This is a genomic window from Roseomonas sp. CCTCC AB2023176 (genome assembly GCF_042259275.1).
In the GTDB taxonomy this organism is placed as follows: domain Bacteria; phylum Pseudomonadota; class Alphaproteobacteria; order Acetobacterales; family Acetobacteraceae; genus Roseomonas.
The window spans coordinates 1,025,917-1,051,975 of record NZ_CP170086.1 but is presented as its reverse complement, the minus strand read 5'-3'; the positions used below and the strand labels follow the sequence as shown (position 1 = coordinate 1,051,975).

Here is a 26,059-nt window from a genome sequence, read left to right as displayed (position 1 = left end):
AGGAGAAGCGAGATGCCCCGCTACTACTTCCTTCCCGGCGAGTCCGGCACGGCGCCCAGCGATGCTGAACTCGCGAATCAGGAGGCGGCGCGGAGTGAGGGCCTGCTTCGGCTCGCGGATGAGCTCCGCCGGCAGGCGCATCGGCGGGTCCCGCAGGGGGAATGCACGTTGAAGGTGACGGATGATTCGGGGGTCGTGCTGTTCCACCTGATCTCGGCAATCCGCGACATGCCCGCCGCCCGGCCGCGGCCGCGTTGATCGGCTTCCTGTTCCGTCGGGCCGTGTCCCATCCGCCCCGCGACGCGGGAGACCCGCCTTGCGGTCCGAAGATCGGCGGCGGCAGGATCGCGACCGCTGCCGGAGGCCGTGATGAGCGACGCCGAAATCACCGCGCGGAACGTCGCGCGCGTCCAGGACATCTACGCCCGTTACGCGGCGGGTGACCGCGGCGCGGTCTTCGAGGCCTTGGCGCCGGGGGTGCGGTGGTCCTCGCTCGGCGACGGAGCCCTTCCCTGGGCCGGGCTGCACGAGGGGCCGGCGGGGGTGGAGCGGTATTTCGCGGCGGTCGATGCGGAGGTCGTCGTCACGGGCTACGAGGTTGAGCAGGTCGTGGCGCAGGGCGAATGGATCGCGGTCCTGGCGCGGCTGACCTTCCGGTCGCGCGCAACGGGGACGGAGCATGCCTCGCCCAAGGCCGATTTCCTCCGGATCGTGGACGGGCGGATCAGCGAGTTCCGGGAGTTCTACGACACAGGCCTGACGCACGCGGCCTGTGTCGCGGGGCGGGCGGCGGCGGTCGCCCAGGCCACCTGACGCGCCGCGCCGGGCGGGGCTAGTCTTCCCCCGTTCCGGGGGGCATTCGAATGGCGACGGGTCTGCGCAAGGGTTTGACGAGTTACGGCGATGCGGGCTTTTCCCTGTTCCTGCGGAAGGCCTTCATCAAGGCCGCGGGCTACTCGGACGACGCGCTGGACCGGCCGATCATCGGCATCACCGACACGGCGTCGGACTTCAATCCGTGCCACGGGAACGCGCCGCAACTGATCGAGGCGGTGCGGCGGGGCGTGATGCTCTCGGGCGGGCTGCCGATGGCGTTCCCGACGATCTCCATCCACGAATCCTTCGCGCATCCGACGTCCATGTACCTCCGCAACCTCATGGCGATGGACACGGAGGAACTGGTCCGCGCGCAGCCGATGGATGCGGTCGTTCTGATCGGCGGGTGCGACAAGACCTTGCCCGCGCAGATCATGGGGGCGGTTTCGGCGGGCATTCCGGCGATCGTGCTGCCGGTCGGGCCGATGGTGGTGGGGCACCATCGCGGGGAGGTCCTGGGCGCCTGCACGGATTGCCGGCGGCTCTGGGGACAGCACCGTGCGGGGAGGGTCGATGAGGCGGAGATCGAGACGATCTCCGGGCGGCTCGCGCCGTCCGTCGGAACCTGCATGGTGATGGGCACGGCCAGCACCATGGCCTGCATGATCGAGGCGATGGGGCTGTCGCTTCCGCATTCCGCCGCGATCCCCGCGCCGCATGCCGAGCGGCTGCGTTGCGGGGAGGCGACGGGGCGCGTCGCGGTGGAGATGGCGAGGCGCGGCGGGCCAGCGCCGGCGACGCTGGTGACGGAGGCATCCATCCGCAACGCCATGGTCGTGCTGCAGGCGATCGGCGGGTCCACGAACGGGCTGGTGCACCTGACGGCCGTCGCGGGGCGGGCGGGGCTGCGGCTGGACCTCGAGGCGTTCGATGCGATCGGGCGGGAGGTGCCGGTGCTCGTGGACCTCAAGCCCTCCGGCGATCACTACATGGAACACCTGCACCACGCCGGCGCGGTGCCGCGGCTGCTGCGGGAACTCGCGCCGTTCCTGGACCTGGATGCGCCGACGGTGCTGGGCGGGACCTTGCGCGACTATGCCGATGCCGCGGAGGAGGTACCGGGGCAGACCGTCATCCGCTCGCGCGACAACCCGTTGAAGAGCACGGGCGGGATGGCGGTACTGCGGGGGAACCTGTGCCCGGGCGGCGCGGTGATCAAGCACGCGGCGGCGACGCCGATCCTGCTGCGGCACACGGGGCGGGCGGTCGTGTTCGAGTCCGTGCAGGACATGACGGAGCGGGTGGATGACCCGTCGCTGGACGTGAACGCGGACGACATCCTGGTCCTCCGCAACGCCGGGCCGAAGGGGGCGCCGGGGATGCCGGAGGCGGGGTACCTGCCGATCCCGAGGAAACTGGCGCAGGCCGGGGTGAAGGACATGGTGCGCATCTCCGACGCCCGGATGTCCGGGACGGCCTTCGGGACCATCGTGCTGCACGTGACGCCGGAATCCGCCGTCGGCGGGCCGCTCGCGTTGGTACGTACGGGGGACACGATCGCGCTGGACGTGGAGGCGCGGAGCCTGGAGCTCTTGGTGGACGCGGCCGAACTGGCGCGGCGCGTGTCCGAAGCGCCGCCGCCGGCCGCGGCACCCGCGCGGGGCTACGCGAAGCTGTTCCACGACACGGTGCTGCAGGCCGATCGCGGCTGTGACTTCGACTTCCTGACGAGTGAGGGGCGCTGAGCGTGGAACGGCTGAACCGGATCGCGATCCTGGACGATTACCAGGGGGTCGCGCTGTCGCTGGCGGATTGGGCGTCGCTCGGGGTGCCGGTGGACGTGTTCCGCGACACGGTCACCGACCCCGATGCGCTGGCGGCGCGGCTCCTGCCGTATGGCGCGGTCGTCATCATGCGGGAGCGCACGCCCTTCCCGCGCGCGCTGATCGAGCGGCTGCCGAACCTGCGTCTGCTGGTGACGACGGGGCACCGGAACGCGTCGGTGGATGCGGCCGCGCTGAAGGAACGGGGAGTTACCTTTTGCGGGACGGAGTCGCTGGGGTCGCCGACGGCGGAACTGGCCTGGGGGCTGATCCTTTCTTTGCTGCGACGCATCCCGGACCAGGACCGGGCGCTGCGCGAGGGGCACTGGCAGACGGCCGTCGGGGAAGGTGTCGAAGGGCGCGCCCTCGGGGTCATCGGACTGGGGCGGCTCGGGTCGCGCGTGGCAAGGGTGGCGCGGGCCTTCGACATGCGGGTGCTGGCCTGGAGCCAGAACCTGACGGAGGAGGCCGCGGCGGCCGTTGGCGCGACGCGCGTGGGAAAGGACGTGTTGCTGCGGGACGCCGACGTGGTGACGATCCACCTCGTGCTCTCCGAGCGGTCGCGGCACACGGTAGGGGCGGCGGAACTCGCGCTGATGAAGCGCACCGCGGTGCTGGTGAACACGTCGCGGGCGCCGATCGTGGACACGGCTGCGCTGGCGGCGGCGTTGCGGGAGGGCCGGATCGCGGGGGCGGCGCTCGACGTGTACGACCTGGAACCGCTGCCGGCGGGGGCACCGATCCTGTCCGCGCCGAATACGGTGCTGACGCCGCACCTCGGGTACGTGACGCGGCAGAACTACGCAAGGATGTATGGCGGGGCGGTCGAGGCGATCCGGGGTTGGATGGAGGGGAAGCCGGTCCGGGTGATCGGCTAGATCGCGAAGTTCACCGGCTCCGTCGCCGGGCGGGTCAGGCCGGCGGTCGCGGCGCGCTTCAGGAGGTCGTCGAGGGTAAGGGCTTCCAGGCGCTCGCGCAGCGCGGCGTCAAGGTCGGCCCAGAGGGGAGCGACGACCTTGCCGTGCAGGGGGCCGTCGAAGCCGCCGGCGGGGTCGGGCGGCTCGGCGCCGTCGGCGACGGCGGCCACGACTTCGGAAAGCCGGATGTCGCGGGCGCGGCGGCCCAGGCGGTAGCCGCCGCGGGGACCGCGGACGCTGTCGAGCAGGCCGGCGCGGGAGAGGGCCTGGAAGACGGGTTCGATCCCCCGGCGCGCGGCGCCGAGGCGTTCGGCGACCTCGGCACCGCCGACGACCTGCCCTCCGCGGCCCGCGTGGAAGGCGACGTCCAGCAGCACGGAGACCGCGGTCAGCGCGCGGTCGTGACGCAGAAGCCGTAGAGCACCCGACATGACCGATCCCGTTCCGTCCCGCGGGGAAATACGGTCGTCTGTCGTGAAAATCCAGGGGGTTCGGGCCGGGCGGGTCGGGCCGTCCATCCCGACCCGCCCGGCCTTCCCTCGCGCGCAGGCCGGGTGGGAGGCTTGCCTCAGCGTGCGAGGAACACGGCGAGGGCGACGGTGCCGAGCAACCAGGCGGCGGTCCGCAAGATCCAGTCGCCGCGGCTCATGGCCCGATCCTCATGTTTCGATCCTTACGAAGGCAGGCCGCGTTCGCGCGCCAGGACGAGGCCGGCGACGCGGGCGGCCTCGGCCGGGGTGCGGAAGGGCTGGCCCTGCAGGTCTTCCAGCGCCGGATCGGTCGCGAGGAAGTGCCAGAGCGCGTCCCGGGCGACGGCGACGCCGACGAAGCGGCCGTTGACCTCGATGGGGCGGGAGGCGTGCACCGTCAGGCCCCCGTCGCGCTGGCGAGGACGGCACGCTCGATGTCGAGCGCGCGGGGTGGCGGGACCGGGCGCGGGAAGGCGCGGTCGAGCAATTCGCGCAACGTGGCCGCGGCAATGCGCCCGCCGGCGGGGGCGGGGGCTGTGGCGAGGGCTGAGGGTCGTTGGTCGACATGGTCTGGGTCTCCGGTTCGGTGGGTTTGGGTCGGCGCGCGTCAGCGCCGACAGCGGGACCGGAGGGTGGTGCGGGGTAGGGACGGCTGGGGCACGGGCGCGGCCTCCTTCTCCATCGGGGCATGGAGGATAATGCGCGTTCGGCATCGTGAATCAAGCGGTATATGCAAAAATGACAGTGGATATACGATTCACGCGCTCCGTCACTGCGGTTCGGCTCGACGGGGTGCGATCGGGCGGCCTGTGCTACACTGACAGCATGGCCCGTTCCGCTGCGCGCGCCCGCCCGGCGCCCGAACCCGCGAATTCCCCTGCTGCCCCGGTCACCGCGCCCCGGGGCCGGCTCTACGGCAGCATCCTGGAGGCGGTGGGCGGCACGCCCCTCGTCCGGCTGCCGCGGCTCGAGGCGGCGGAGGGGCTTTCGGCGCGGCTCGCGCTGAAGCTGGAGTTCTTCAACCCGCTGGGCTCGGTGAAGGACCGCATCGGCCTCGCGATGGTCGAGGATGCGGAGCGGCGAGGGCTGATCCGGCCGGGGGAGTCCACGCTGGTCGAGCCGACCTCCGGCAACACGGGCATCGCGCTGGCCTTCGTGGCGGCGGCGAAGGGGTACCGGTTGATCGTCGCCATGCCGGACGGGGCGAGCATCGAGCGGCGGAAGATGATGGCGCTGCTGGGGGCGGAGCTGGAACTGACGCCGGCGCGGCAGGGCATGGCCGGCGCCATCGCGCGGGCCGAGCAGATCGTCGCGAACACGCCGGGCGCCTGGATGCCGCGGCAGTTCGACAACGCCGCCAATCCCGACGTCCACGCCCGCACGACGGCGGAGGAAATCTGGGCCGATACGGGCGGGGAAGTGGACGCGGTCGTCGGCGGCGTCGGGACGGGCGGGACGCTGACGGGGATCGCGCGCGTGCTGAAGGCGCGGCGTCCGGGCATGCGGGTGATCGCGGTGGAGCCGGCGGAGTCCGCGGTGCTGTCGGGCGACGAGCCGGGGCCGCACGACATCCAGGGGATCGGGGCGGGGTTTTGCCCCACCGTCTTCGACCTGTCCGCGATGGATCGGGTCGTCCGCGTGTCGGAACGGGAGAGTCTCGCGGCGGCACGGCGCTGTGCACGGGAGGAGGGGGTGGCGATCGGCATTTCCTCCGGCGCGGTGCTGCACGCGGCGCTGGGGATCGCGCGGGAGTCGGGGATGGAGGGGAAGCTCGTCGTCGGGATCGCCGCGTCCTTTGCCGAGCGCTACCTGTCCACAGAGCTGTTCGCGGGGCTTTGAGCCCGGGCGGATGATACTGGGCGCGGTGCTGCTCCTGATCGCCGCGACGGCCTTGCCGCCGGAGGTCGCGGCCTTCGTCGAGCGGCGCGGGCGTTGCGACCACTTCCGGGGCGAGGATTCCGAGGACGCCGAGCGGCGGGCGGAGATCCGGCATCTGTTGCGGGAAAACTGCGCGGGCACGGATGCCGAGTTGCGCCGGCTGCGGGAGCGCTATCGGGACGGGGCGCCCGCGGAGGCCCTGCGCGGGTTCGAGGACCGCGTGGAGCCGGCGCTGCGTTGAGCGAGGCATCCCGCGCGGAACGTCGTGGCCGCCGGGGATCGGCTGGTCGGGCGGGCCGCGAGGCCGGTTCGCGTCGGTTGCCGCCGGGCGGAACGGGGGTAGGCTGTCGGGCATGGGCGGAATCCAGCCTTGCCGTCGTGCCCGCCCGCTCCGGATCGGGTGCGATCGGGGAGCTGCGGGGAGGAACGGGCAGCGATGACGTCATGGACCGAGCCGCCTGACGCGGTGGCGCGCCGCCGGGTCGCGCCGGTGGTCTGCTATCCGACCGATGCGCTGCCGCGTCCCGACCTGCCGGCCTACCGGGCGGCGCGGGATGGGTGGACGAAGGTCGCTGAGGTCCTGGTGCCGCCGCGGGAGGCGCGGACCTTCGACGTGCCAGCCGGCCACTTCTTCCGGATCGTGTCCGTCGAGGGGTCGCAGGTCGGGGACCTGAACCTGTGGTGCGCGGACGACCTCTCGGAGCGGTTCTTCTCCGGCAAGACGCGGGCGCTGCACGGCACCCACGTGGCGGCGGGCGACAGGCTGTGGTCGAACCTGCCCTACCTGAGGCCGATGGCGACGGTCACGGAGGACACGCTGGGCTGGTACGGCTTCGACGCCCATGGCTGTTCCGTCCACGACGTCATCGGCACGCGCTGCGATCCCTACACGCATCGGCTGCTCTCCGGCGGGGATTACCACCATTGCTGCCATTCCAACCTGACGCGCGCGCTGGCGGCGCGGACGGGGCTGGGGGCAGAGGCCGCGGAGCCGCATGTGCACGACGTGCTGAACGTGTTCATGTGCACGGGCTTCTCGCGGGAAACGGGTGAGTACCTGATGAAGGCCAGCCCGGTGCGGCCGGGCGACTTCATCGAGTTCCTGGCGGAGATCCCGCTGCTCGGCGCGCTGTCGGCCTGTCCGGGGGGCGATTGCGGCGCGGAGCATTCGAGCGACGCGGCGCGCTGCCATCCGCTGCTGGTCGAGGTGTACCGGCCCGCGCGCCCGCCGCTCGGGTGGGCGCCGCCGGCGCGGAACGGGTATGCCGGCGGGCATGGGCTGGCACCGGGCTGACGTCGTGGCGTCGCGTCACCGGGCCTGCCTGGTAGGCGCGGCGATCCGGTAAGGGCTCCTTGCTTCCCCGTCGATCGTGCGGGTGCCGACCGGCGTCACCGACCTGTTGGGGGGGCGCGGTCAGCGGGCCCTATCGCGTCGCGGGGGGATGGTGTCGGCGGCGCGGACGCCGTGACGCGGCCGAGGACGCGGTCCATGACCTTCCGCGCGTCGGCGTCCGCGTCGCCGCGCCACGCCACGATGCCGTCCGGGCGGATGAGGGCGAGGTCGGCCGCGTAGAGGTCGCGGGCCGCGGGAACGTCGAGGACCGCGAGATCGGCGCCGAGGCGCGCGGCGGCCTGCGCGAATGCTTCGCCGGCGTCGCTGCGCGTGCGCAGCAACGTCCAGTCGCGGCCGAAGGCGTCGTAGAGGGAGCGGCCGTCGTCCAGCCACAGATGCGGCGGGCGGCCGCCGGGGCAGGCGGTGGGCACGTAGGTGTTCGCCGCATCGGGCGGCGGCGCGGTGCCGTCGGGGACGATGACCGGCGATCCGTCGTAGCGGCCACCGAAGGTGACGCCGGGGATGTTGAATTCTCGGCGGGCGTGGTCGGCGAGGTATTCGCCGGCGGCGCGGCGCGACGCCTCGCCGGCCTCCGAATCGTCCTCCAGCGCGGGGTCGGGGTGGAAGAGGCCGAGGCTGTCGGCAAAGGCGCGCGCGTAGCCGGTGTTGCGGAGGGCGAGCGGTCGGCGTTCGGCAGCATAGGAGTCGAGGAGAGCGGGGCCGGCCTGGCCGCGCAGGATGGCGTGCAGTTTCCAGCCAAGGTTCACCGCGTCCTCGACGGCGGTGTTGTAGCCGAGGCCGCCGGTCGGCGTGAACAGGTGCGCGGCGTCGCCGCCGAGGAAGACGCGGCCGCGCGACATGCCCTCGGCGACGAGGGCGTGGCCGGCGGTCCAGAAGCCGTGGGAGAGGACCTCGACCTTGAGGTCGCGTCCCATGGCTTCGCGCACGAAGCGACGGGCATCGGCTTCGGTGACGCGGGCCTCGTCCTCGCCGGGCTGGAGTTGGGCGTGGAAGGCGTATTCGCCGCGGCCATCCACGGCGGCGAGCAGGGCGCGCCGCTCGGCGTTGACGGTGACCTTCATCCAGGCCGGCGGGTTGGGGGATGCGGCGTCGAAGCTGCGTGCGCGGAGGTACACGGCGCACATGCGGCCGCCCATGAAGCCGCGGGACGTCCCGGTCTCGCCCGTCCAGCCGAAGCCGAGGGCGGCGCGGACCGCGCTGCGCGCGCCATCGGCGCCCATGAGGTAGGACGCGCGGATCGTGCGGGGCGCGCCGTCAGGGAGCGGCATGGCTTCGGCCGCGATGCCGTCCCCGTCGTCGTGGAAGGACGCCATGCGCCAGGCGTAGCGCAGGGAGACGGTGGTGAAGGTTTCGGCGTGGCGGCGCAGGACGGCCTCGACATACTTCTGAGAGACGCGGTGGGGGAGTTCGGCCGCGCTCCAGTCGCCGGAGAGGGAACGGATCACCTGCGTGGCGTCGCGCGAGGACGGCAGGCGGAAGCGGGCGAGCTCGTGCGTCAGGAAACGCGTGAAGTAGGCGATGTCGGTCGGGTGGTCGGGCGGCAGACCCTGCGCGCGGATCTCGGCGGCGAGGCCAACGCGGCGGAAGTGCTCCATCGTCCGCGCCTGCGTCGCGTTGGCCTGCGGGTTGAAGGCCGTTCCGGGCTTCTCGTCGAGCAGGATGCAGGACACGCCGCGACGGCCCAGTTCGATCGCGAGCATGAGACCGCACGGGCCGCCGCCGGCAATCAGGACTTCGGTGCGCTCGGTTTCCACGGGGCGGTGGTACGCCGGTTCCGCGCGGTGCGAAATGGAGCGGGGCTGCGGTGGTCCGGCGACGTGGTCCCGGAGGAAGGCTCTGCCTTCCTCCGGACCTCCATCCGCCAGCAAGGGTATCCCCCATAGGTTGAGGTCCAGGAGGCTGGCCTCCTGGTGGGTGGTGGGTCCGGGAGGAGGGCAAAGCCCTCTTCCCGGGGGTCACCCGCGCTACGCTGCCGCGCGCCGCGTCCGCGCCAGTTCCGCGCCGAGGAAGGCGGCGATCGCGCCGGGCCCGGAGCGGTCGGTGCCGGCGAGGCCGGCCGCGGCTTCCCCGTCCGGGTTGTAGTTCGTGTTCGTGTTCACGTCGTAGGTCAGGACGCGGCCGTCGGGCGCGCGGATGGATTCAATGCCCGCGACCTCGATCCCGTTGGCTGCGAGGAAGGCTTCGAGCCGCGCGCGCATGCCAGCCTCGATGCCGCCGGGGATGACGCGGAAGCGGGGGCCGGGTGCCGCCTTCGGCGTCTCGCCGACGGGACAGGCGGCGTCGCCGATCGCGGCGGAGGCGGCGGGGACCTCGCAGACATCGGCCGGGCAGAGCTCGAAGCCGCCGGAGGTGTCCACCTCGACGGCGTAGAGGAAGCGGCCACCGACGAACTCGGCGCGGGTGATCACCGGGCGTTCGGCGCGGAGGTAGTCCTGCAGCAGCCAGAGGCCGTCCACCGGCGCCTCGTCGGCGGGGGCCGCGTCGAAATAGGCGGCGAGCGCGTCGGGGTTGGCGAGGAGGCGGACGCCCAGCCCCTTGCCGCCGCGGTTGGGCTTCAGGATGAAGGGCCCGTCGCCGTAGCGGCGGCGGGCCGCGGCGACGACGGCCGCCGGCTCGTCCCGGACGATGACCGTCCCGGGCACGGCGATGCCGGCGGCTTCGAGGGCGGCGTATTGGCGGGCCTTGCTGATCTCGAGGTCGAGCGCGCGCGGGCCGTTCACGATGCGGCGGCCGTGGCGTTCGAGCCAGGCCAGCACGGCCCCGGTGAGTTCCGCGGCGTAGCGGTGGCCGCGGGTGTGCGAGGAGGCGCTCATCCGGTTGTAGAAGACGCCCTCCGGCGGGGGCTGCGAGAGGTCGAAGGCGCCGGAGGAAAGGTCCCACTCCGTCCAGGGCAGGCGGCGCGCCTCGAAGGCGGCGGCCAGCGGCGGCAGCCAGGCCGGGTTCTCGTGCAGGACGTGGATGCTGGACATGGGACCTCCCTCGCGCGGTGGCGACGTGGGGAGGGGGATAAGCACGTACATCGCGCGTGACAATCACGTGCGGGTGAAAAACGATCGTGGATCGTGGGAATAGCTACCCGAATGACGGTCTACCAGCCAAGGTTCCGGAGCAGCGCCATCACCCCGACGCCGGCGAGGATCGAGAAGCCGATGCTGCCCAGCGCCTTCTGCACCACGACGACGGCGACCGCCGCCACCCCTGCCGACACGTCCTGCCGCGAGAGCGCCAGCGCGACGTAGGCCGCGAAGAGCGGGCCGGGCAGGTGGCGGATCATGGCGTCGGCGAAGGGCGGCAGGCGGGCCGCGCGCAGCGCGGCGTAGCCGCCGGCACGGCAGGCATAGGTGACGATCGCCATCACGAGGATGGCCGCGAGGATGTCGGGGCGCAGCGTCATGCCGGCTTCTCCCCCTTCCGCTTCCCGTGCCCCCGCGTGTCGCGCCAGGCGGCGAGGGCGGCGCCGGCCAGCGCGCCGGCGAGGAGCGGGATGGGGGATGGGACGCGCAGCGCCGCGGCGACGAGCGCGACTCCGGCCGCGACGGCCCAGGGCGCCAGATCCCGCCGCACGCCGCGCCAGAGCGGGACGAGGATCGCGACGAAGCCCGCGGTGGCGGCGAAGAAGAGCCAGTGGCCCGGCGGGACGGCGACGGCGTTGCCGAGCGCATGGCCCGCCGCCGTCGCGAGGATCCACGCCGCCCAGGAGACGACGCCGACGCCGAGCATGAAGGCCGCGTCGCGCCCGCCCTGCCGCTGCTCCAGCACGGCGAGCGGCACCGAATGGTCCACGGTGACGAAAAGCGTCGTCCAGAGCCGCCAGCCCCGCAGCCCGTCCATCCAGAAGGAGAGCGCGGCGCCGTAGGGCACCATGCGCACGTTCACGACGAAGGCCGCGACGGCCACGGCGAAGAGGTCGGGCGGGTCCGTCCAGAACTCGAGCGCCAGCAGTTGCGAGGCGCCGGCGAAGACGAGGGCGCTCATGACGGCGAGCTCGGGCTGGGACAGCCCCTTGCCGTCCGCGATGACGCCGACGACGAGGCCGAAGGGGATCAGGCCGAGCATCATGGGAGTGACGCGCCGGGCCCCGCGCCAGAAGCCCGCGCGGGTGAAGGTGACGCGCATGCGGGGAGGATAGGCCGGCGTGGTGGGGTGCGTCCCCCCGGCGCGGAAGCGGGGCGGGTGTGCGGGGGCCGCGTGTCCGGGGTGCCCGTTGGCACCCCGGCGGCGGGGGGCCGGGGAGGCAGCGCCTCCCCGGGGCCACCAGACCCTACCCCCGCCGCACCGCGATCAGCCGCGCCTCCGCCTCCTCCGGCGCCACGTCCAGCGCCGCTTCGGCGACGTCCCGCGGGAACCCGGCGCGGGCCAGGGCGCCCATCGCCTTCAGGCGGGCGGTCCGGCGGGCGTCCGGGTCCTCCGGCGGGTTAGGGTCGAAAGGCCCGGCGCGGCGGCGGCGGAGCGCGGTGAGCGCGGCCGCGACTTCATCCGTTTCGGCGGCTTCCAGGGTTTCCTGGGCGACAGGGCTCCGGACGCCCTTGGTCTGGAGGTGGGCGGCGATGGCGCGCCGCGACCGTCCGGCGCGGGAGAGGCGGCGGGTCCGGGCCGCGGCGAAGGCGGCGTCGTCCACCGCGCCGGCGCCGACCATGCGCTTCGCGACCACTTCGGCGGCCGCGCGGCCGGCGGCGACGAGCGGGGCGAGAACGTCGGCGGCCTGGCCTTCCCGCTCGGCCCGCTGGGCCCAGCGGGCGACACGGCGCTGCAGGACGCGGACGAGGCCTGCCTCGGTCGCGGCGAAGCGGGCAAGGTGGTTCAGCGCGGCCTCGTGCAGCAGCGCCTCGGTCGGGGCGGGGCCGGCGGCGGGGATGCGGCGTTCCCGCTTCGGCGGGCGGGCCTTCCGTCGCCGCGGCGGCGATTCGGTCTCGGACATCACGTGCCATGTGGCACCGGAACATCCGTTCCGCGAGGGCAACCCCCCTTCCGCCGGCCGCGTTTCCCCTGAGCCAGTGTCACGACGGCGAAGGAAGATCATGCGTACAACGCTCCTCGCGACCGCCGCCGCGGTCGCCCTCATCGCGGCGCCCTTTTCCATCGGTGGGGCGATCGCACAGCAGCGCGACGGGACCCCGGGCAACCCGCCCTCCACCGCCACGCAGCGCGCGGCGGACGCGGCCACGGGCAACCGAACGCCCGCGGACGGCACCCCGGGCAACGCGCCGGGCACCGCGGCCGGGCGCGCCGCCGCGGATGCGAACAACCGCGCGGGCGATCCGCTGAACCTGCAGAACCGGCCGGACGGCGCACCGGGCAACCCGCCGGGAACGGCGGCGGGGCGCACGCTGGACCGCGCGGGCAACGCGACGGGCGACGCGAATGCGCGCGCCGGCGATCCGGCGAACACCCGCGGCGCGCCGGATGGGACGCCGGGCAATCCGCCGGGCAATCCGCCGGGCACCGCGGTGTCGCGGACGCTCGATCGGGCGCTCGGCACCAACATCTCGGGCGCCAACCCGCAGAACGGCGACAGCGGCCGCGACGGGACGCCGAGCAACCCGCCGGGCACCGCGATCGGCCGTGCCTTCGAGCGCACGACCCAGGGCAACGAGCAGACCCAGGGCGCGAATTCCAGCTACGACGGCAACCGATCCACGTCGTCCAACACCGCGATCATGGGCTCGACGCAGCCGAACGCGTCGCGCGACATGACGGGCCAGACGCCCGGCGGTCAGACGACGGACCGCGCGAATGGCGGGGCGGTGCGCGACAACTCCAGCACCTCGGACATGGCGCCGCGCGCCGGGACGACGAGCACGCAGCTGCAGAACTCCGCCGCCACCACCTCGCCCGCGAATCCGACGACGGAGGGCCCGCGGACCGCGACGGGGACCGAGCGTTCGCCGGCCATGGGAACCGGCACGACGCCGGGGCAGGACGGGTCCCGCACGGCCGCGCCCGCCGCGGGCAATGCCGGCAGCCAGTCCGCGGCCACGGCGAATCCGCCGGCTGCGGGTGCTGCCGGCGCCGGTGCGGCGACGGCCGGCGCCTCAGCCGCGAATGCCGCGCCGCCCTCCGAGCGGGCGAGCCGGATCATCGGCTCCAACGTGTACAACGAGCGGAACGAGTCCGTCGGGTCGGTGGATGACATCATCCTGGGCGGCGACCATTCGGGGCCGATGGCGGTGGTCTCGGTCGGCGGCTTCCTCGGGATCGGGGCGAAGCTCGTCGCCGTGCCGTTCTCGCAGTTGCGCTGGAACGGCGGGGAGAACCGCTGGGTCATCACCGGTGCGACGCGGGAGAGCCTGACGTCGCTCCCCGCCTACAACTACGACAACAGCCGCCGCGGCTGATCCGCCGCGCGACCATGATGACCCCGGTCCCGCTTCGCGCGGGGCCGGGGTTTTTTGTTGCGGTTCCGCGAAAACCCGGCCGCCGCTCAAGCGTTAGGTCGGCATCCCCTTCGATGGGGGATCGGACGAACAACGAAGGAAGAGACGCATGATCGCGCGTATCGCCACCCTTGCCCTCCTGGCCGGCGGCCTCGCCGCCTGCGGGACCGACCCGCTGAACACGGCCGGCCGCCCCGATGGCGCGCCGGGCAACCCGCCGGGCACCGCCGTGTCCCGCGCGAGCGACCGGGCGGGCGACCCGCTGAACCTGCAGAGCCGTCCGGACGGCACGCCAGGCAACCCGCCGGGCACGGCCGCCACGCGCACCTTCGACCGCGCCGCGGGGACGAACACGTCGGGCGCCTATCCCGGCCAGTCCGACGGCACGCGGGCCAACCCGCCGGGCACGGCGGCCGGGCGCGCGGTCAACAGCGCGATCCGCTGATCGCGGCAAGCATCCCCGAGGCCCGTCCCGCGCAGTGCGCGGGGCGGGCCTTCGCGCATTCCGGGCCGGCTTATGCCGGAAGCGCGGCCGTATCACGGCGCCGGCCGGCGCCGCGACCGCCGTCAGGCGGCGACGCGGGTCCAGGCGGGTTCCGTTGCGCCCATGCCGTAACCGAGAGGCGTTCCTGACGTTCTCTCTCTACCCTCGCGGCGAGGGTTTCTGGAACCGGACGGAGAAGCGCCATGATCAAGCGTATCGCAGCCCTCGTCCTCGTCGCCGGCGGCCTCGCCGCCTGCCAGGATCCGCTGAACACGGCCAACCGGCCCGACGGCACGGCGGGCAACCCGCGGGGCACCGAGTTCTCCCGCGTGAACGATCGCGTCGGCGACCCGCTGAACCTCGACAACCGGCCGGACTGCACCGCGGGCAACCCGCCGGGGACGCTAGTGTCCCGCACGATCGGGACGAACGACAACCACAACTGCCGCTCGCCGGCCGCGGCCCGCGGGGCGACGCGCTGATCGTCTGACCTGACGCGCGAGGGCCTGTCCCGTCCACGGGGCAGTCCTTCGGCATCGCTGGGTCGCGCGGACGGGCGGTGGACGGATTCGCCGGTTTCATGCAGGGTCCCCGGCCACCCGCCCGGCGACGCGATATCCGCCCCGCCCGCGGGACCATCGGAGGGCACCGCGACGTGATCCCCGCCCTGATGCCGAACTACAACCGCGCCGACCTCGCCTTCGAGCGGGGCGAGGGCGCCTGGCTGTGGGACGCCCAGGGCCGACGATTCCTGGATTTCGGCGCGGGCATCGCGACCAGCAGCCTCGGCCACGGCCACCCGCACCTGGTGCAGGCGATCGCGGAGCAGGCGGCGCGGGTGATGCACACCTCCAACCTGTACCGCGTGCCGCAGGCCGAGCGGCTGGCCGCGCGGCTGGTGGAAGCCACGCCCTTCGCGGACACGGTCTATTTCTGCAACTCGGGCGCCGAGGCGAACGAGGGCATGGTCAAGGCCGTGCGGAAGTATCACGCCGCGCACGGCCACCCCGAACGTTTCCGCACCATCTGCTTCGACGGCGCCTTCCACGGCCGCACGCTCGCGATGATCAGCGCGACGGGTAATGCGAAGTACCTCGAGGGCTTCGGCCCGCCGGTCGAGGGCTTCGACCACATCCCCTTCGGCAACATGAACGCCGTGCGCCAGGCGATCACGAAGGAGACAGCCGCGATCCTGATCGAGCCCGTGCAGGGTGAGGGCGGGGTGCGTCCCGCGGACCTGCGCTTCCTGCGGGAACTGCGTGCGGCCTGCGACGAGTTCGGCATCCTGCTGGCCCTCGACGAGGTCCAGACGGGGATGGGGCGTTCGGGCAAGCTCTGGGCCTACCAGTGGGCCGGGATCGAGCCGGACGTCATCTCCTCGGCCAAGGGGATCGGCGGCGGCTTCCCGCTCGGCGCGGTGATCTGCAGCGAGCGCGTGGGCGAGGTGCTGAAGCCCGGCACCCATGGCAGCACCTATGGCGGCAACCCGCTGGCCTGCGCGGCGGGGAATGCCGTGCTCGACGTCATCCTGGCGCCGGGGTTCCTGGAGCGCGTGGACCGCGTGGCCCGGTACTTCTGGCGCGGGCTGCTGGATCTCGCGGCGAAGCATCCGACGGTCGTCTCCGGCGTGCAGGGCGCCGGGCTGCTCTTGGGCATCAAGCTGGTGCCGGAGGTGACGAATTCAGAGCTGCAGGCCGCGGGCGTCGCTGAGGGCATCCTCACGGTCGCGGCGGGGATGAACGTCCTGCGCGTGGCGCCGCCGCTGGTCATCACGGAGGCCGAGGTGGACGAGGCGCTGCGCCTCCTCGACCGCGCGCTGCTGCGCGTCACGCCGAGCCAGGCCAAGGCCGCGGCGAAGTGAGTGCGGCGCTGAAGGAAGTCGAGTTGTCGGGGAAGTCTGGGGGGCGCGCTGCCCCCCGGCACTTCCTGGAACTGTCCGACATCGATTCCGGCAGCCTTCGCCGGATGGTGGACCTCGGCGCGAAGGCCAAGCGCGGCGAGAATTTGGGCCAGCCGCTCGCCGGCAAGACCGTCGCCCTGATCTTCGAGAAGCCGTCCACCCGCACCCGCGTGTCCTTCGAGGTGGGCATCCGGCAATTGGGCGGCCACGTGACGACGCTGACGAGCAAGGACACGCAACTCGGCCGCGGCGAGACGCCGGCCGATACCGCACGCGTCCTGTCCCGCTACGTGGACGCGATCGTGCTGCGCACCGACAAGGTCGCGAAGATCCGGGAACTGGCGGAGCATGCGACGGTGCCCGTCATCAACGGGCTGACCGACGTGTCGCATCCCTGCCAGCTGATGGCCGACGTGATGACCTTCGAGGAGCATCGCGGCCCCATCGCCGGGCAGGTCGTGGCCTGGACTGGTGACGGGAACAACGTCGCGCAGTCCTTCATCCAGGCCGCGGCGCGGTTCAACTTCACGCTCCGCCTGGCGACGCCGCCGGAACTGGCGCCACCCACCGACCTCATCGCCTGGGCGCGGTCGCAGGGGGCGAACGTCGAGCTGACGAATGATCCCTATGCGGCCGTGAAGGATGCGCGCTGCGTGGTGACGGATACCTGGATTTCGATGTCCGACGAGAAGGGCTCGATCCGGACCCGCCACAACCTGCTGGCGCCCTACCAGTTGAACCAGCGGCTGCTGAAGGCGGCGGCGCCGGATGCCGTCGTCATGCACTGCCTTCCCGCCCATCGCGGGGAAGAGATCACCGACGAGGTGATGGACGGGCCGCAGAGCGTCGTCTTCGACGAGGCGGAGAACCGGCTGCACGCGCAGAAGGGCGTGCTGCTCTGGGCGCTCGGGCTGGCCTGATGCGCTGATCCCGGGCTCGCCCGGAATCGTCACTTGCGTCGGAGACGGCGCCGCGCTTGAAGCGCCGCCCCATGCGCCCCGTCATCGGTATCGACTTCGGCACGACGAACAGCGTCGTGGCCGCGCTTCGCGCCGATGGTGCCGTGGACGTTCTGCGGCACGACACGGCGGAGGTCTTCCGCTCCGTCCTCTGCTTCTGGCGGGAGGAGAACGGGGCCGCGCGCCACGCCGCCGGGCCTCGGGCGATCGAGACCTACCTCGACGACCCGCTGGGCAGCAGGCTCATCATGTCCATGAAGAGTTACCTGGCGCAGCCCGGCTTCACGCGGACGCGGATCTTCGGGCGCGACGTGACTCTGGAGGCGCTGATCGCGCTGTTCCTGCGGGAATTGCTGCGGCGCCAGGAGCATGCGGGCGCGCGGGTGGTGGTCGGGCGGCCCGTGCGCTTCGTGGGCGAGGCGCCGGACGACGCGCTGGGCCAGCGCCGGCTGCGCGATGCCTTCGCCGCGGCCGGGCTGCCGGAGGTGGAGGTGGCGCTGGAACCGGCCGCGGCCGGGCACCGCTTCGCGCGGGGGCTGGACCGGCCGGCAGTCGTGCTGGTCGCCGACTTCGGCGGCGGGACCAGCGACTTCTCCGTGCTGCGCTTCGACCCCGGGCCGCCGCGGCGCGTGACGCCGCTGGGGCATGCGGGCGTCGGCGTCGCGGGCGACGCGATGGACTACCGGATCATCGACCGGGTCGTGTCGCCGCTGCTGGGCAAGGGGGATACCTACACGGTCATGGGCGGGGCGCCCCTGCCGGTACCGCCGGCCTGGTACGCGACCTTCGCGCGGTGGCACCAGCTTTCGCTCATGCGCAGCCCGCGCGTGCTGCGCGACATCGCCGACGTCGCGCGCACGACGACACACCCCGAACGACTGCACCACCTGATCCGGCTGGTCGAGGAGGAGGCGGGCTATGCGCTCTACCGCGCGGTGTCCGGGGTGAAGGCGACGTTGTCGTCCGCCGATTCGGCGGTGCTGGAGTTCCGCGCGGCGGGCTTCGAGGTATCGGCCCCCATCGCGCGGGCGGACTTCGAGGCCTGGATCGCTCCGGAACTGGCCCTGATCCGCGGCGCGGCGGAAGCGGCGCTGCGCGATGCCGGGCTGGGCGCCGGGGAGGTGGACCGGGTCTTCCTCACCGGCGGCACCTCCCTCATCCCCGCGGTGCGGCGGATCTTCGAGGAGCGGTTTGGGGCCGACCGCGTCACGGCCGGAGGCGAGTTCGTCTCGGTCGCCGAGGGCCTGGCCTTGATGGAGGAGACGGTTCCGGCCGCGGCCTGACGCGCCGGAACCCTGTCAGCCCGCGGCAGGCCGACCCACATAAGCCGGGTGAACGACGTGACCGAACCCTCCGCCCTGCCGGACTTCCTGAACCATGACCGCCCGCCGGTGCCGGACATCGTGGTGCCGCGCGGCGTGCTGCCCTTCCACCTCGATGGCCGGCCGGTGCGCGGGCGGGTCGTCCGGCTCGGGCCGCTGGCCGATGCGCTGATCGGGCGGCACGACCTGCCGGATGCCGTGGCGTCCCTGCTGGGGCAGGCGCTGGCGCTGACGGCGGGGCTGGCCGCTGCGCTGAAGTTCCGGGGGTCCTTCTCGCTCCGAGCCAAGGGGGACGGGCCGGTCCGCATGCTGCTGGCCGATGCGACGGAAGCCGGCGCGCTGCGGGGCTACGCCCGCGCGGAGGGCACGCCGAAGGGGGACGCGGCGGAACTGCTCGGTCGCGGGCACCTGGCCTTCACCTGCGACCAGGGGCCGGACATGGACCGCTACCAGGGGATCGTCGCCATGGATGGCACGACCCTGTCCGACATGACCGCGCGCTACTTCGAGACGTCGGAGCAGATGAAGGCGACGGTCCGCCTGGCCTGCGCCCGCACGGCCTCCGGCTGGCGCGCGGCCGCGCTGATCCTGGAACGCGTGGCCGGTGCCGGCGGGATCGGGGAGTTGACGGAGGAGGAGCAAGCGGAAGCCTGGCACACGGCGACCGTCCTCGCGGATACCCTGACCGATGCGGAACTGCTGGATGACGGCCTGCCGGCCGAGCGGCTGCTGCACCGGCTGTTCCACGCGGAAGGGCTGGTCGTGGACCTGCCGCGGGCGCTGTCCTACGGCTGCCGGTGTTCGCGCGCGCGGCTGGCGGGCGTCCTGCAGGGCTTCGCGGAATCCGACCTGGACGAGATGGCCGAGGACGGGGCCATCACGATGAACTGCGAGTTCTGCAACGTCGGCTTCCGCTTCGAGCGCGGCGACGTCCGGGGTGGCGCCGGGCACGCCTGACCGGCGCCCAGGGCCGTGCGGGCCTGGACGTGTCCCGAAGGGGCGCGGTACGGCCGTGGTTGCCGCACCTCGACGATCTGATCTAACCCGTTCCGACCGGGGGTCGATCGCCCCGGACCTGACGCCGGGGGACCGTCCGATGCTCGCTCGCCGACCCCTCCTCGGGCTGCTCCCGCTCGCCCTCGCCGCGTGTGCGCGGGATGCGCCGCTGCCGCCGGTGCGGCGTCTCGAGGGCTATGCCTACCTGACGCCGCTGCGGCTGAACGTGGCGGAGGTCGAGATCGTGCCTGCCCCGCCCGGGCCGGCGACGCGGGTCGATCCGCCGGCGCCGCTGGTCCCGGCGGTCGAGGTCACGCGCATGGGGCGCGACCGGCTGTCCGCCTTCGGGACGGCGGGGCGGGCGCGCTTCGTGACGGAGGCGGCGACGCTCCTGCGCGCGGGCGGGCGCATCAACATTCTCATGCGGGCGCAGGTGGAAATCCTGGCGGATGACCGTCGGGTCGCCTTCGCCGTCGCCGAGGTTCGCCGCACCGCGACCGATGGCGGGGCGCGCGCGGCGGAGGTCGAGGTCGTCCGCGCGATGGAGGACCTGAACGTCGAGTTCGAGCTGCAGGTCCGCCGGAACCTGCGGGACTGGCTCGTTCTCGACACGCCGGCGGGCGAGGCCCCGATCCAGCGCGAGGACCTTCCGCGAAGCTGACCCCTGGCGCACACTGAGGCAGGGAAACGTCCGGAGAACCGCGCCGCATGGCCAACCTCACCTTGTCCAATCCGCCGGGCCTGCATGCGCCGGCGTCGCGCTACTCGCATGCCGCGCTGGTCGAAGGGCCGGCGAGGCGCCTGCACGTCAGCGGCCAGGTCGGCGTGAACGCCGACGGCACGATCTCCCCCGATCCGGTGGTGCAGGTGAACCAGGTGCTGGCGAACCTCGACGCGGTGCTGACCGCGCACGGGATGCGGCGGACGAACATCGTGAAGATGACGATCTTCCTCACGGATCGGGCGCTGCTGTCCCTGTGGCGGGAGAAGCGGGATGCCTGGCTCGGGGGCCATGCGGCCGCGGCGACGCTCGTCATCGTCGCGGGGCTGGCGGATCCGCGCTTCCTGGTGGAAGCGGAGCTGGAGGCCGCGGCCTGAGCCGGCTCCTCATCCTCGCCGTCCTGCTGCTGGCGGCGGGGTGTGATTCCGTCGCGCCGGTCGGGCGGGCGCGCATGCCGGGGGATCGAGCGGTGCCGCCGCCTGGCCTCACGGCGCCGCCGGGCCAAGCCGGCATCCCCTGAGGCCCGAGCATCCTGTCCGGCGGCAGGATGACGAGCGACGACGTCGGGGCGGGATGACGTCCGTCGAGGCGGATCCCGGAAAGCCGGCCCCGCGTGCGAGCCTGCGATGGAGCGGAGGCGCCGCAGGCAGTGTCGAGACGACCGCCGCCCGACGAACACAGCATGGCGAGGACGGCCGGGAAGAAGGCGCGGCTTAGGCTCAAGTCAAACCAGCAAGGCCCCTTTTGCGCTTACTGAGCGAAAGGAGACCTGCCATGCAACGATTTGCCGCCGTCCTTGCCCCTCTTGCCCTCGCGGGAGCGCTTTCGGCCTGCGCCGTCGATCCGTATGACAACCAGACCGCCGTAAGCCCATACCAGGGCAGCGGTTATCCGCCGACGGCCTATGCGGCCGGGCCAGGCTATACAGGATACGCGACGACCTACGCGCCGGCTGCTCCGGCCTATGGCAGCGGCTACGCGCCGGCCTACGGGACTCCCGACGTGGCGACCGCGCGCCCCGATCCGACCGGTTATTGCCGCGAGGCCTACGCGCATGCCGCGGACGCGCAGAACCGCGCGGCGTATTCGGGCAGTGCGCTGGACGTTCAGCGGGCTCAGAACACGGCGAACTCCCTCCGCCGCGACTGCTGAGGGTGACCCGCACGGCGCCGGGTGGCCGGCGCCGTGCGGGAGCGCGTCAGCCCTCGAAGTTGGCGCCGCGTCCGTTGATGATGGACAGGAACTCCCGCCGCGTCGCGTGATCGTCGCGGAAGCAGCCGAGCATGGTGCTGGTCACCATGGACACGCCGGGCTTATGCACGCCGCGTGTCGTCATGCACTGGTGCGACGCCTCCATCACCACCGCGACGCCCATCGGCTTGAGCACGTCCTGGATGGCGTTCGCGACCTGGGCCGTCAGCTTCTCCTGGATCTGCAGGCGCTCTGCGAAGGCGTCCACGACGCGCGCGAGCTTGGAGATGCCGACCACGCGGCCATTCGGGATGTAGGCGACATGCGCGCGGCCGATGATCGGCACCATGTGGTGCTCGCAGTGGCTTTCGAGGCGGATGTCGCGGAGGACGACCATCTCGTCGTAGCCGGCGACCTCCTCGAAGGAGCGCTGGAGCAGCTCGACGGGATCGGTGTCGTAGCCGCGGAAGAATTCCTCGTACGACTTCACGACGCGCTTGGGGGTGTCGCGCAGGCCCTCGCGGTCCGGGTCGTCGCCGGCCCAGAGGAGGAGGGTGCGAACAGCCTGCTCGGCCTCGGCGCGGGACGGGCGGCGGTGGCCCGCGGCATCGGCGGGCAGCATGCGGGTCGGGACTGTATCAGGCACGATCGGCCTCCCTCTCTCAGTTCGCCGCGGTGGGCAGTTCGCCGTGTTGGGCGGCGGGGATCGGGTGAAGAACGCACCGGCAAGGGGGGCGGCTGACGGATCAGGCGTCCAGCGTGTCGGGGATCGCGGCGGCAGGTCCCCCCGGCCGCTTCGCGTCAGGCCGGAGGTGGGGGTGCCCCCGCCTTGCGCAATATCGCGAAATGAATTCCGCGTGCAGGCGGATCATCCTGGCATGGGTCGGTTGAGCCCCCGCCCGGCCAGCCGATCAGTTCAGCGTGCGCTTCCCCTGCGGGCTGTCGAGCGAGAAGGCGGGGATCTCCACGTCGAAAGGCTCGCCCGTGGCGGGCGCGACCATGTGGTAGACGCCACGCATGATGCCGGACGACGTGCCGAGCGGCGTGCCGGAGGTGTAGGTGAAGGCCTCGCCGGGATCGAGGACGGGCTGTTCGCCGATCACGCCATCCCCGTGCACGACCTGCGTGCGGGCGAGGCCGTCGGTGATGTGCCAGGTGCGCTTCAGCAGCTGCACGGTGGCGGGGCCGCCGTTGCGGATCTCGATCTGGTAGGCCCAGACCCAGCGTCCCTCCTCCGGCGCCGACTGGTCGGCGAGGTAGAAGGTGCGGACGGTCACGCGCACGCCGCGGGTCGTCGCGACCCAGGGGCCGCCGGCAGGGACGGCAACGCTCATGCCGGGCGACGGCCGAGGAGAGCGGTGGCGAGGCCGGCGCCGATGAGGAGAGAGCCGCCCGCGCGGTTCAGGACGCGGCGGGGGCCGGGACGCTGGATGGCGCCGGAGAGGCGGCCGGCGAGCAGCGCGTAGGCCAGCGCATTGCTGGCGCCGAGCGTGACGAAGGTCGCGACAAGGATCGCGGCCTGCGGCAGGAAGGGCCGGGACGCGTCCAGGAACTGCGGCACGAAGGCGACGAAGAAGGCGATGCCCTTGGGGTTCGTCGCGGTGACGACGAAGGCCTGCCAGCCCGCGCGGCGGGGCGGCAGGGGAGGGGGCGCGCCCTCGACCGGCGCGCGCCACATGCGGAGGCCGAGCCAGACGAGGTAGGCGGCGCCGCACCACTTCAGGACCGTGAAGGCCGTGGCGGACGCGGCGAGGAGCGCGCCGAGGCCGGCGAGGGAGAGGCTCATCGCCACGAAGTCGCCGGCCGCGACGCCGGCGACGAGCGGAAGGGTGGACCGCCGCCCGCCGCCGAGCGACTGACCCAGCACGAGGAGGATCGTCGGTCCCGGGATGACCAGCATCGTCGCGGCGGCCGCGACGAAGGCGAGCCAGAGGGCGGGGTCCATCGTGTCGCTACTCCGCAGCCTGCCGGTGCGCGGGGCGCGCGATCCGGTCGAGCGCCTGCGAAAGATCCTCGATCACGTCGGCCACGTCCTCAAGCCCCACCGAGAGACGGATGGTGCCGTCGGTGATCCCGAGGCGGGCGCGTTCCTCCGCGCCGACCTTCATGTGCGTGGTCGTCGCGGGGTGCGTGACCATGGAGCGGGCGTCGCCGAGGTTGTTGGAAATGTCGACCAGGCGCAGCCCGTCGAGCACCGCGAAGGCGTTCTCCTTCGAGCCCACGTCGAAGGTGACGAGGGTGCCGCCGGCGGTCATCTGGCGGCGGGCCAGGGCTTCCTGCGGGTGGGAGGGGCGGAAGGGGTAGAGGGCGCGGACGACCTCGGGGCGGGCGTCGAGAAAGTCGGCGACGCGCTCCGCATTCGCGCACATGGCGGGCACGCGGAGGTGCAGCGTCTCCAGACCCTTCAGGATCACCCAGGCGTTGAAGGGGGAGATGGACGGGCCGGTGTTGCGGATGAAGGGCTGGAGCACGTCGTTCACCCAGGCCTTCGATCCCAGCACGGCGCCGCCGAGCACGCGGCCCTGGCCGTCGAAGTGCTTCGTCGCGGAATAGACGACGACGTCCGCCCCGAACTCCATCGGGCGCTGGAGGAGCGGGGTCGCGAAGACGTTGTCCACGACGACGACGGCGCCGGCCGCGTGCGCGAGGTCGCAGACCGCGCGGAGGTCCACGATGTCCAGCATCGGGTTCGACGGGGTTTCCAGCAGCACCATTTGCGTCGGCGTACGGAACGCGTCGCGCCACGCGTCGAGGTCGGCCCCGTCCACGAAGACCGTCTCGATCCCGTAGCGCGGCAGCAGGGTGGAGACGATCCAGTGGCAGGACCCGAACAGCGCGCGGGACGCGACGACGCGGTCGCCGGCCTTCAGGTGCGACAGCATCGCGGCGTGGACCGCGGCCATGCCCGAGGCCGTGACGCGGCAGGCCTCCGCGCCTTCCAGCGCGGCGAGCTTGTTCTGCAGCGCTTCGATCGTCGGGTTGCCGAAGCGGGAATACTGGAAGTGCTGCGCCTTGCCGAGGAAGGTGTCCTCGGCCTGCCCCGCGCTCTCGTACATGAAGCCGGAGGTGAGGTGCAGCGCCTCCGACATCTCGTCGAAGGAGGAGCGGTTCTGGCCGCCGCGGACAAGCAGCGTTGCGGGGCGGAGCGGAATATCCGGGAGGGTGCGAGGCATCAGACGGGGTTCCATCACGAGTGGATGGCCCGGCGGGGCAGCCACGGTTCCCCGTGACCACCACGGCCGTTTAGCGCGTTTCTTTAAGCTCGCCGCAAGCTGGCCGACAAATCGCGAGCGCGGCACCCGATGGGCGGGCATCGCATCGTCGTTCTAATCACGGGGACGGGGCCCCGCAACCCGGCTACCGGTCCGTGTTCTTGTGGCCGGGGCGGCCCATGGCGCCGCTCGCGCTCTGCGCGCCCTTATTGGTGTCGAGGTTGCCGCGGCCCGTCGCGCTCTCCTGCGTGGCGCCGGGGCCGGCCTGGGTGCCCGCCGCGTTGCTCTCGCCGCCCTTGCCGGAGCCCTGCTCCTCGGCGCGGCGGTCCTTCTTCGATGCGTCGGTCATGCGTGGCCTCCCTCCATTCGTTAGGTCGGGGGTGAACGCGGCAGGTGGCGGACCGTTCCCGGCCGGCTTGCCCTGGGACACCCGCGTCGCTAGGTTCTGACCGGGTTGGCACGCGGGCGTAGTTCAGAGGTAGAACGTCAGCTTCCCAAGCTGAATGTCGTGGGTTCGATTCCCATCGCCCGCTCCACTCCCGACGACATGATGCGGTCCTGAACGCGCGCTCGGCCGCCCGCCCGCGTCGTCCGGTCTCAACAACCTCCACGTGATCGCGGCGAGGCTTGGCCGCGGGCGAGGTCGGGCCCCGCGCCAAGGCCCCGGCGGGATGGTGAGGCCAGGGAAGCTGCCGTCCCGGTCGACAGCCCTGCCCGTGCGATGGCTATCGCTCCGATAGGCGGCGCCGCATTGCGCGGATGGTGAGCGCGGCGCATGGCTCCTCCGTTCCAAGGAAGGAAACGACCATGCGCGCGTCCCCCATTGCCATCTTCGCCGCGGGCTTCGTCGCGGGTGGCATCGCGTTCGGCGCCGTCGCGGCCCATGCCCGCTTCGTCGTCTTGAACTCGTCCGTCGGCGGAGTCCTGCCGAACTCGGAGGGAAGCCTCTTCTGTGTGACGTCGGGCAGCGTCCTGCGGCCGATCAACGGCGTGACCCGGAACTCCAGTGTCAACGCTCCCGGCGGCGTGGCCTACGGCGTCACGTTCCGCTGCCCGGCCTGACCGGCGCCGGGTTTCGTTCGCGGGCGCACTGCTCGCGCCTCAATCCTGTGGCCGGTCGCTCAGCGCCGGCGCGGCGACTCGCCCGGCGAGCGGCGTGCCCTCGCCCAGGCGGATCGTGCCGTCGGGCTGCGGCACGGCCAGCGGCACCACCCGGACCTGCGCCGTGCCGCCGGTCATGCCGAGCTGCCGCGCCACGGGCGGCGTCACGTCCAGCAGGCGCCCCGCGCTCTCCGCCCCGCCCGGCTGGACGCGGACGAAGGTTGAGCGGCCGTTGCCGAGGTTCACCACGCGGGCCGTCGTGCCCTCCGGCAGCACGCCGCTGACGCCGACGGCCTCGGTCCCGGCCAGGGCGCGGTTCGTGACGATCCGGGCCTCGCCTTCCCGGGCCTGGCCCGAGCGGTCCGCGTTGCCGGCCCGCGGCGCAGGGCGCGGCGCGACCTCGATGACGGACCCGGCGCCCCGATCCCGCTGCGCAGCCGCGATCGAGGCGACCTGCATCGCGCAGACCACCGCGACGACCAGCCCTGCCGTCCCCCGACGCATGATGTCCCCCGCCCCACGCTTCGGCACCCGCCCCGAT

The 26,059-nt window shown here is 72.8% G+C and carries 31 protein-coding genes, 1 tRNA gene and 1 riboswitch; of the genes, 19 read left to right on the top strand and 13 right to left on the bottom strand.

Translation table 11 applies throughout. The features are described 5' to 3' along the window. The first annotated feature begins 12 nt into the window (after positions 1 to 12). From ACE7GA_RS05330 to ACE7GA_RS05315, 4 genes are all read left to right on the top strand, one after another. Positions 13 to 258 (top strand): DUF6894 family protein, encoded by a 246-nt coding sequence (locus ACE7GA_RS05330; protein ID WP_376096681.1) that lies wholly within the window; start codon positions 13 to 15, stop codon positions 256 to 258. A gap of 111 nt (positions 259 to 369) precedes the next feature. Beyond that, the gene (locus ACE7GA_RS05325; RefSeq protein WP_376096678.1) at positions 370 to 813 is read left to right on the top strand and encodes a nuclear transport factor 2 family protein; all 444 of its coding nucleotides are present in this window, start codon (positions 370 to 372) and stop codon (positions 811 to 813) included. Positions 814 to 863: 50 nt separating this feature from the next. Beyond that, complete coding sequence (locus ACE7GA_RS05320; protein ID WP_376096675.1) at positions 864 to 2,561, top strand: IlvD/Edd family dehydratase; 1,698 nt, start codon at positions 864 to 866, stop codon at positions 2,559 to 2,561. A gap of 2 nt (positions 2,562 to 2,563) precedes the next feature. Beyond that, positions 2,564 to 3,517 (top strand): D-2-hydroxyacid dehydrogenase family protein, encoded by a 954-nt coding sequence (locus ACE7GA_RS05315; protein ID WP_376096672.1) that lies wholly within the window; start codon positions 2,564 to 2,566, stop codon positions 3,515 to 3,517. Here the strand turns inward: ACE7GA_RS05315 and ACE7GA_RS05310 are convergent. Beyond that, positions 3,514 to 3,987 (bottom strand): RrF2 family transcriptional regulator, encoded by a 474-nt coding sequence (locus tag ACE7GA_RS05310; protein ID WP_376100111.1) that lies wholly within the window; start codon positions 3,985 to 3,987, stop codon positions 3,514 to 3,516. The two genes, ACE7GA_RS05315 and ACE7GA_RS05310, sit on opposite strands and share 4 nt — an antisense overlap. A 242-nt stretch (positions 3,988 to 4,229) precedes the next feature. Then, on the bottom strand, positions 4,230 to 4,421 hold the full coding sequence (locus tag ACE7GA_RS05305; protein ID WP_376096669.1) for a hypothetical protein: 192 nt from the start codon (positions 4,419 to 4,421) through the stop codon (positions 4,230 to 4,232). A gap of 430 nt (positions 4,422 to 4,851) precedes the next feature. Between ACE7GA_RS05305 and cysK the strand changes: the two genes are divergently transcribed. The 3 genes from cysK (at position 4,852) to ACE7GA_RS05290 (ending at position 7,198) form a co-directional block, all read left to right on the top strand. Further along, positions 4,852 to 5,865 carry a cysteine synthase A gene (gene cysK, locus ACE7GA_RS05300; RefSeq protein ID WP_376096666.1) on the top strand — a complete coding sequence of 338 codons (1,014 nt, stop codon included), beginning with the start codon at positions 4,852 to 4,854 and terminating at the stop codon, positions 5,863 to 5,865. Between the two features lie 25 nt (positions 5,866 to 5,890). Further along, positions 5,891 to 6,145 (top strand): hypothetical protein, encoded by a 255-nt coding sequence (locus tag ACE7GA_RS05295; protein WP_376096663.1) that lies wholly within the window; start codon positions 5,891 to 5,893, stop codon positions 6,143 to 6,145. Between the two features lie 195 nt (positions 6,146 to 6,340). Next, positions 6,341 to 7,198, top strand: coding sequence for an urea carboxylase-associated family protein (locus ACE7GA_RS05290; RefSeq protein WP_376096660.1), 858 nt, complete (start codon positions 6,341 to 6,343; stop codon positions 7,196 to 7,198). Positions 7,199 to 7,293: 95 nt separating this feature from the next. Here ACE7GA_RS05290 and ACE7GA_RS05285 read toward each other — a convergent pair whose 3' ends face one another. From ACE7GA_RS05285 to ACE7GA_RS05265, 5 genes are all read right to left on the bottom strand, one after another. Beyond that, entirely contained in the window at positions 7,294 to 9,012 is a 1,719-nt protein-coding gene (locus ACE7GA_RS05285) for an FAD-dependent oxidoreductase (RefSeq protein ID WP_376096657.1), read from the bottom strand. A 210-nt stretch (positions 9,013 to 9,222) separates the two neighbouring features. Then, on the bottom strand, positions 9,223 to 10,227 hold the full coding sequence (locus tag ACE7GA_RS05280; protein ID WP_376096654.1) for a RimK family alpha-L-glutamate ligase: 1,005 nt from the start codon (positions 10,225 to 10,227) through the stop codon (positions 9,223 to 9,225). Between the two features lie 119 nt (positions 10,228 to 10,346). Next, positions 10,347 to 10,652, bottom strand: coding sequence for an AzlD family protein (locus ACE7GA_RS05275; protein ID WP_376096651.1), 306 nt, complete (start codon positions 10,650 to 10,652; stop codon positions 10,347 to 10,349). Further along, the gene (locus ACE7GA_RS05270) at positions 10,649 to 11,374 is read right to left on the bottom strand and encodes an AzlC family ABC transporter permease (protein WP_376096648.1); all 726 of its coding nucleotides are present in this window, start codon (positions 11,372 to 11,374) and stop codon (positions 10,649 to 10,651) included. The genes ACE7GA_RS05275 and ACE7GA_RS05270 overlap by 4 nt, the downstream gene beginning before the upstream one ends. Before the next feature lie 145 nt (positions 11,375 to 11,519). Then, positions 11,520 to 12,176, bottom strand: a complete 657-nt coding sequence (locus ACE7GA_RS05265) for a RecX family transcriptional regulator (RefSeq protein WP_376096645.1) — start codon at positions 12,174 to 12,176, stop codon at positions 11,520 to 11,522. A gap of 100 nt (positions 12,177 to 12,276) precedes the next feature. Between ACE7GA_RS05265 and ACE7GA_RS05260 the strand changes: the two genes are divergently transcribed. The 10 genes from ACE7GA_RS05260 (at position 12,277) to ACE7GA_RS05215 (ending at position 21,166) form a co-directional block, all read left to right on the top strand. Then, positions 12,277 to 13,593 (top strand): PRC-barrel domain-containing protein, encoded by a 1,317-nt coding sequence (locus ACE7GA_RS05260; RefSeq protein ID WP_376096642.1) that lies wholly within the window; start codon positions 12,277 to 12,279, stop codon positions 13,591 to 13,593. 148 nt (positions 13,594 to 13,741) lie between these two features. Beyond that, entirely contained in the window at positions 13,742 to 14,077 is a 336-nt protein-coding gene (locus ACE7GA_RS05255) for a hypothetical protein (protein WP_376096639.1), read from the top strand. Between the two features lie 242 nt (positions 14,078 to 14,319). Next, on the top strand, positions 14,320 to 14,598 hold the full coding sequence (locus ACE7GA_RS05250; protein ID WP_376096636.1) for a hypothetical protein: 279 nt from the start codon (positions 14,320 to 14,322) through the stop codon (positions 14,596 to 14,598). A 173-nt stretch (positions 14,599 to 14,771) separates the two neighbouring features. Further along, a complete protein-coding gene (locus tag ACE7GA_RS05245) occupies positions 14,772 to 15,977 on the top strand; it encodes an aspartate aminotransferase family protein (protein ID WP_376096633.1) in 1,206 nt (401 codons plus the stop codon). Beyond that, positions 15,974 to 16,936 (top strand): ornithine carbamoyltransferase, encoded by a 963-nt coding sequence (argF, locus tag ACE7GA_RS05240; RefSeq protein WP_376096630.1) that lies wholly within the window; start codon positions 15,974 to 15,976, stop codon positions 16,934 to 16,936. The genes ACE7GA_RS05245 and argF overlap by 4 nt, the downstream gene beginning before the upstream one ends. Positions 16,937 to 17,007: 71 nt before the next feature. Then, positions 17,008 to 18,258 carry an Hsp70 family protein gene (locus ACE7GA_RS05235; RefSeq protein ID WP_376100109.1) on the top strand — a complete coding sequence of 417 codons (1,251 nt, stop codon included), beginning with the start codon at positions 17,008 to 17,010 and terminating at the stop codon, positions 18,256 to 18,258. Positions 18,259 to 18,297: 39 nt separating this feature from the next. Then, the gene (locus tag ACE7GA_RS05230) at positions 18,298 to 19,254 is read left to right on the top strand and encodes an Hsp33 family molecular chaperone HslO (RefSeq protein ID WP_376100107.1); all 957 of its coding nucleotides are present in this window, start codon (positions 18,298 to 18,300) and stop codon (positions 19,252 to 19,254) included. Between the two features lie 139 nt (positions 19,255 to 19,393). Then, complete coding sequence (locus ACE7GA_RS05225; RefSeq protein ID WP_376096627.1) at positions 19,394 to 19,954, top strand: hypothetical protein; 561 nt, start codon at positions 19,394 to 19,396, stop codon at positions 19,952 to 19,954. A 47-nt stretch (positions 19,955 to 20,001) separates the two neighbouring features. Next, entirely contained in the window at positions 20,002 to 20,391 is a 390-nt protein-coding gene (locus ACE7GA_RS05220; RefSeq protein WP_376096624.1) for a RidA family protein, read from the top strand. Between the two features lie 397 nt (positions 20,392 to 20,788). Continuing rightward, the gene (locus tag ACE7GA_RS05215; RefSeq protein ID WP_376096621.1) at positions 20,789 to 21,166 is read left to right on the top strand and encodes a hypothetical protein; all 378 of its coding nucleotides are present in this window, start codon (positions 20,789 to 20,791) and stop codon (positions 21,164 to 21,166) included. A gap of 46 nt (positions 21,167 to 21,212) precedes the next feature. Here the strand turns inward: ACE7GA_RS05215 and folE are convergent, their stop codons facing one another. The 5 genes from folE to ACE7GA_RS05190 all read right to left on the bottom strand — a co-directional run bounded on the left by folE (position 21,213) and on the right by ACE7GA_RS05190 (position 24,766). Then, positions 21,213 to 21,827, bottom strand: a complete 615-nt coding sequence (folE, locus tag ACE7GA_RS05210) for a GTP cyclohydrolase I FolE (RefSeq protein WP_376100105.1) — start codon at positions 21,825 to 21,827, stop codon at positions 21,213 to 21,215. 289 nt (positions 21,828 to 22,116) lie between these two features. Next, positions 22,117 to 22,539, bottom strand: coding sequence for a Co2+/Mg2+ efflux protein ApaG (gene apaG / locus ACE7GA_RS05205; protein ID WP_376096618.1), 423 nt, complete (start codon positions 22,537 to 22,539; stop codon positions 22,117 to 22,119). Continuing rightward, complete coding sequence (locus ACE7GA_RS05200; RefSeq protein WP_376096615.1) at positions 22,536 to 23,150, bottom strand: LysE family translocator; 615 nt, start codon at positions 23,148 to 23,150, stop codon at positions 22,536 to 22,538. Before ACE7GA_RS05200 ends, apaG begins: the two co-directional genes overlap by 4 nt. 7 nt (positions 23,151 to 23,157) lie before the next feature. After that, a complete protein-coding gene (metZ, locus tag ACE7GA_RS05195; protein WP_376096613.1) occupies positions 23,158 to 24,378 on the bottom strand; it encodes an O-succinylhomoserine sulfhydrylase in 1,221 nt (406 codons plus the stop codon). A 50-nt stretch (positions 24,379 to 24,428) separates the two neighbouring features. Beyond that, a riboswitch (SAM riboswitch) is annotated at positions 24,429 to 24,506 on the bottom strand. 56 nt (positions 24,507 to 24,562) lie between these two features. Beyond that, the gene (locus ACE7GA_RS05190) at positions 24,563 to 24,766 is read right to left on the bottom strand and encodes a hypothetical protein (protein WP_376096610.1); all 204 of its coding nucleotides are present in this window, start codon (positions 24,764 to 24,766) and stop codon (positions 24,563 to 24,565) included. A 112-nt stretch (positions 24,767 to 24,878) separates the two neighbouring features. On the opposite strand from ACE7GA_RS05190, the gene ACE7GA_RS05185 reads away from it, so the two are divergent. After that, positions 24,879 to 24,953 (top strand) — tRNA-Gly (locus tag ACE7GA_RS05185). A 271-nt stretch (positions 24,954 to 25,224) separates the two neighbouring features. Further along, positions 25,225 to 25,479 carry a hypothetical protein gene (locus ACE7GA_RS05180; RefSeq protein WP_376096607.1) on the top strand — a complete coding sequence of 85 codons (255 nt, stop codon included), beginning with the start codon at positions 25,225 to 25,227 and terminating at the stop codon, positions 25,477 to 25,479. A gap of 39 nt (positions 25,480 to 25,518) precedes the next feature. On the opposite strand, the gene ACE7GA_RS05175 is transcribed toward ACE7GA_RS05180, so the two are convergent. Then, the gene (locus ACE7GA_RS05175) at positions 25,519 to 26,022 is read right to left on the bottom strand and encodes a hypothetical protein (protein ID WP_376096604.1); all 504 of its coding nucleotides are present in this window, start codon (positions 26,020 to 26,022) and stop codon (positions 25,519 to 25,521) included. Between the last annotated feature and the right edge of the window lie 37 nt (positions 26,023 to 26,059).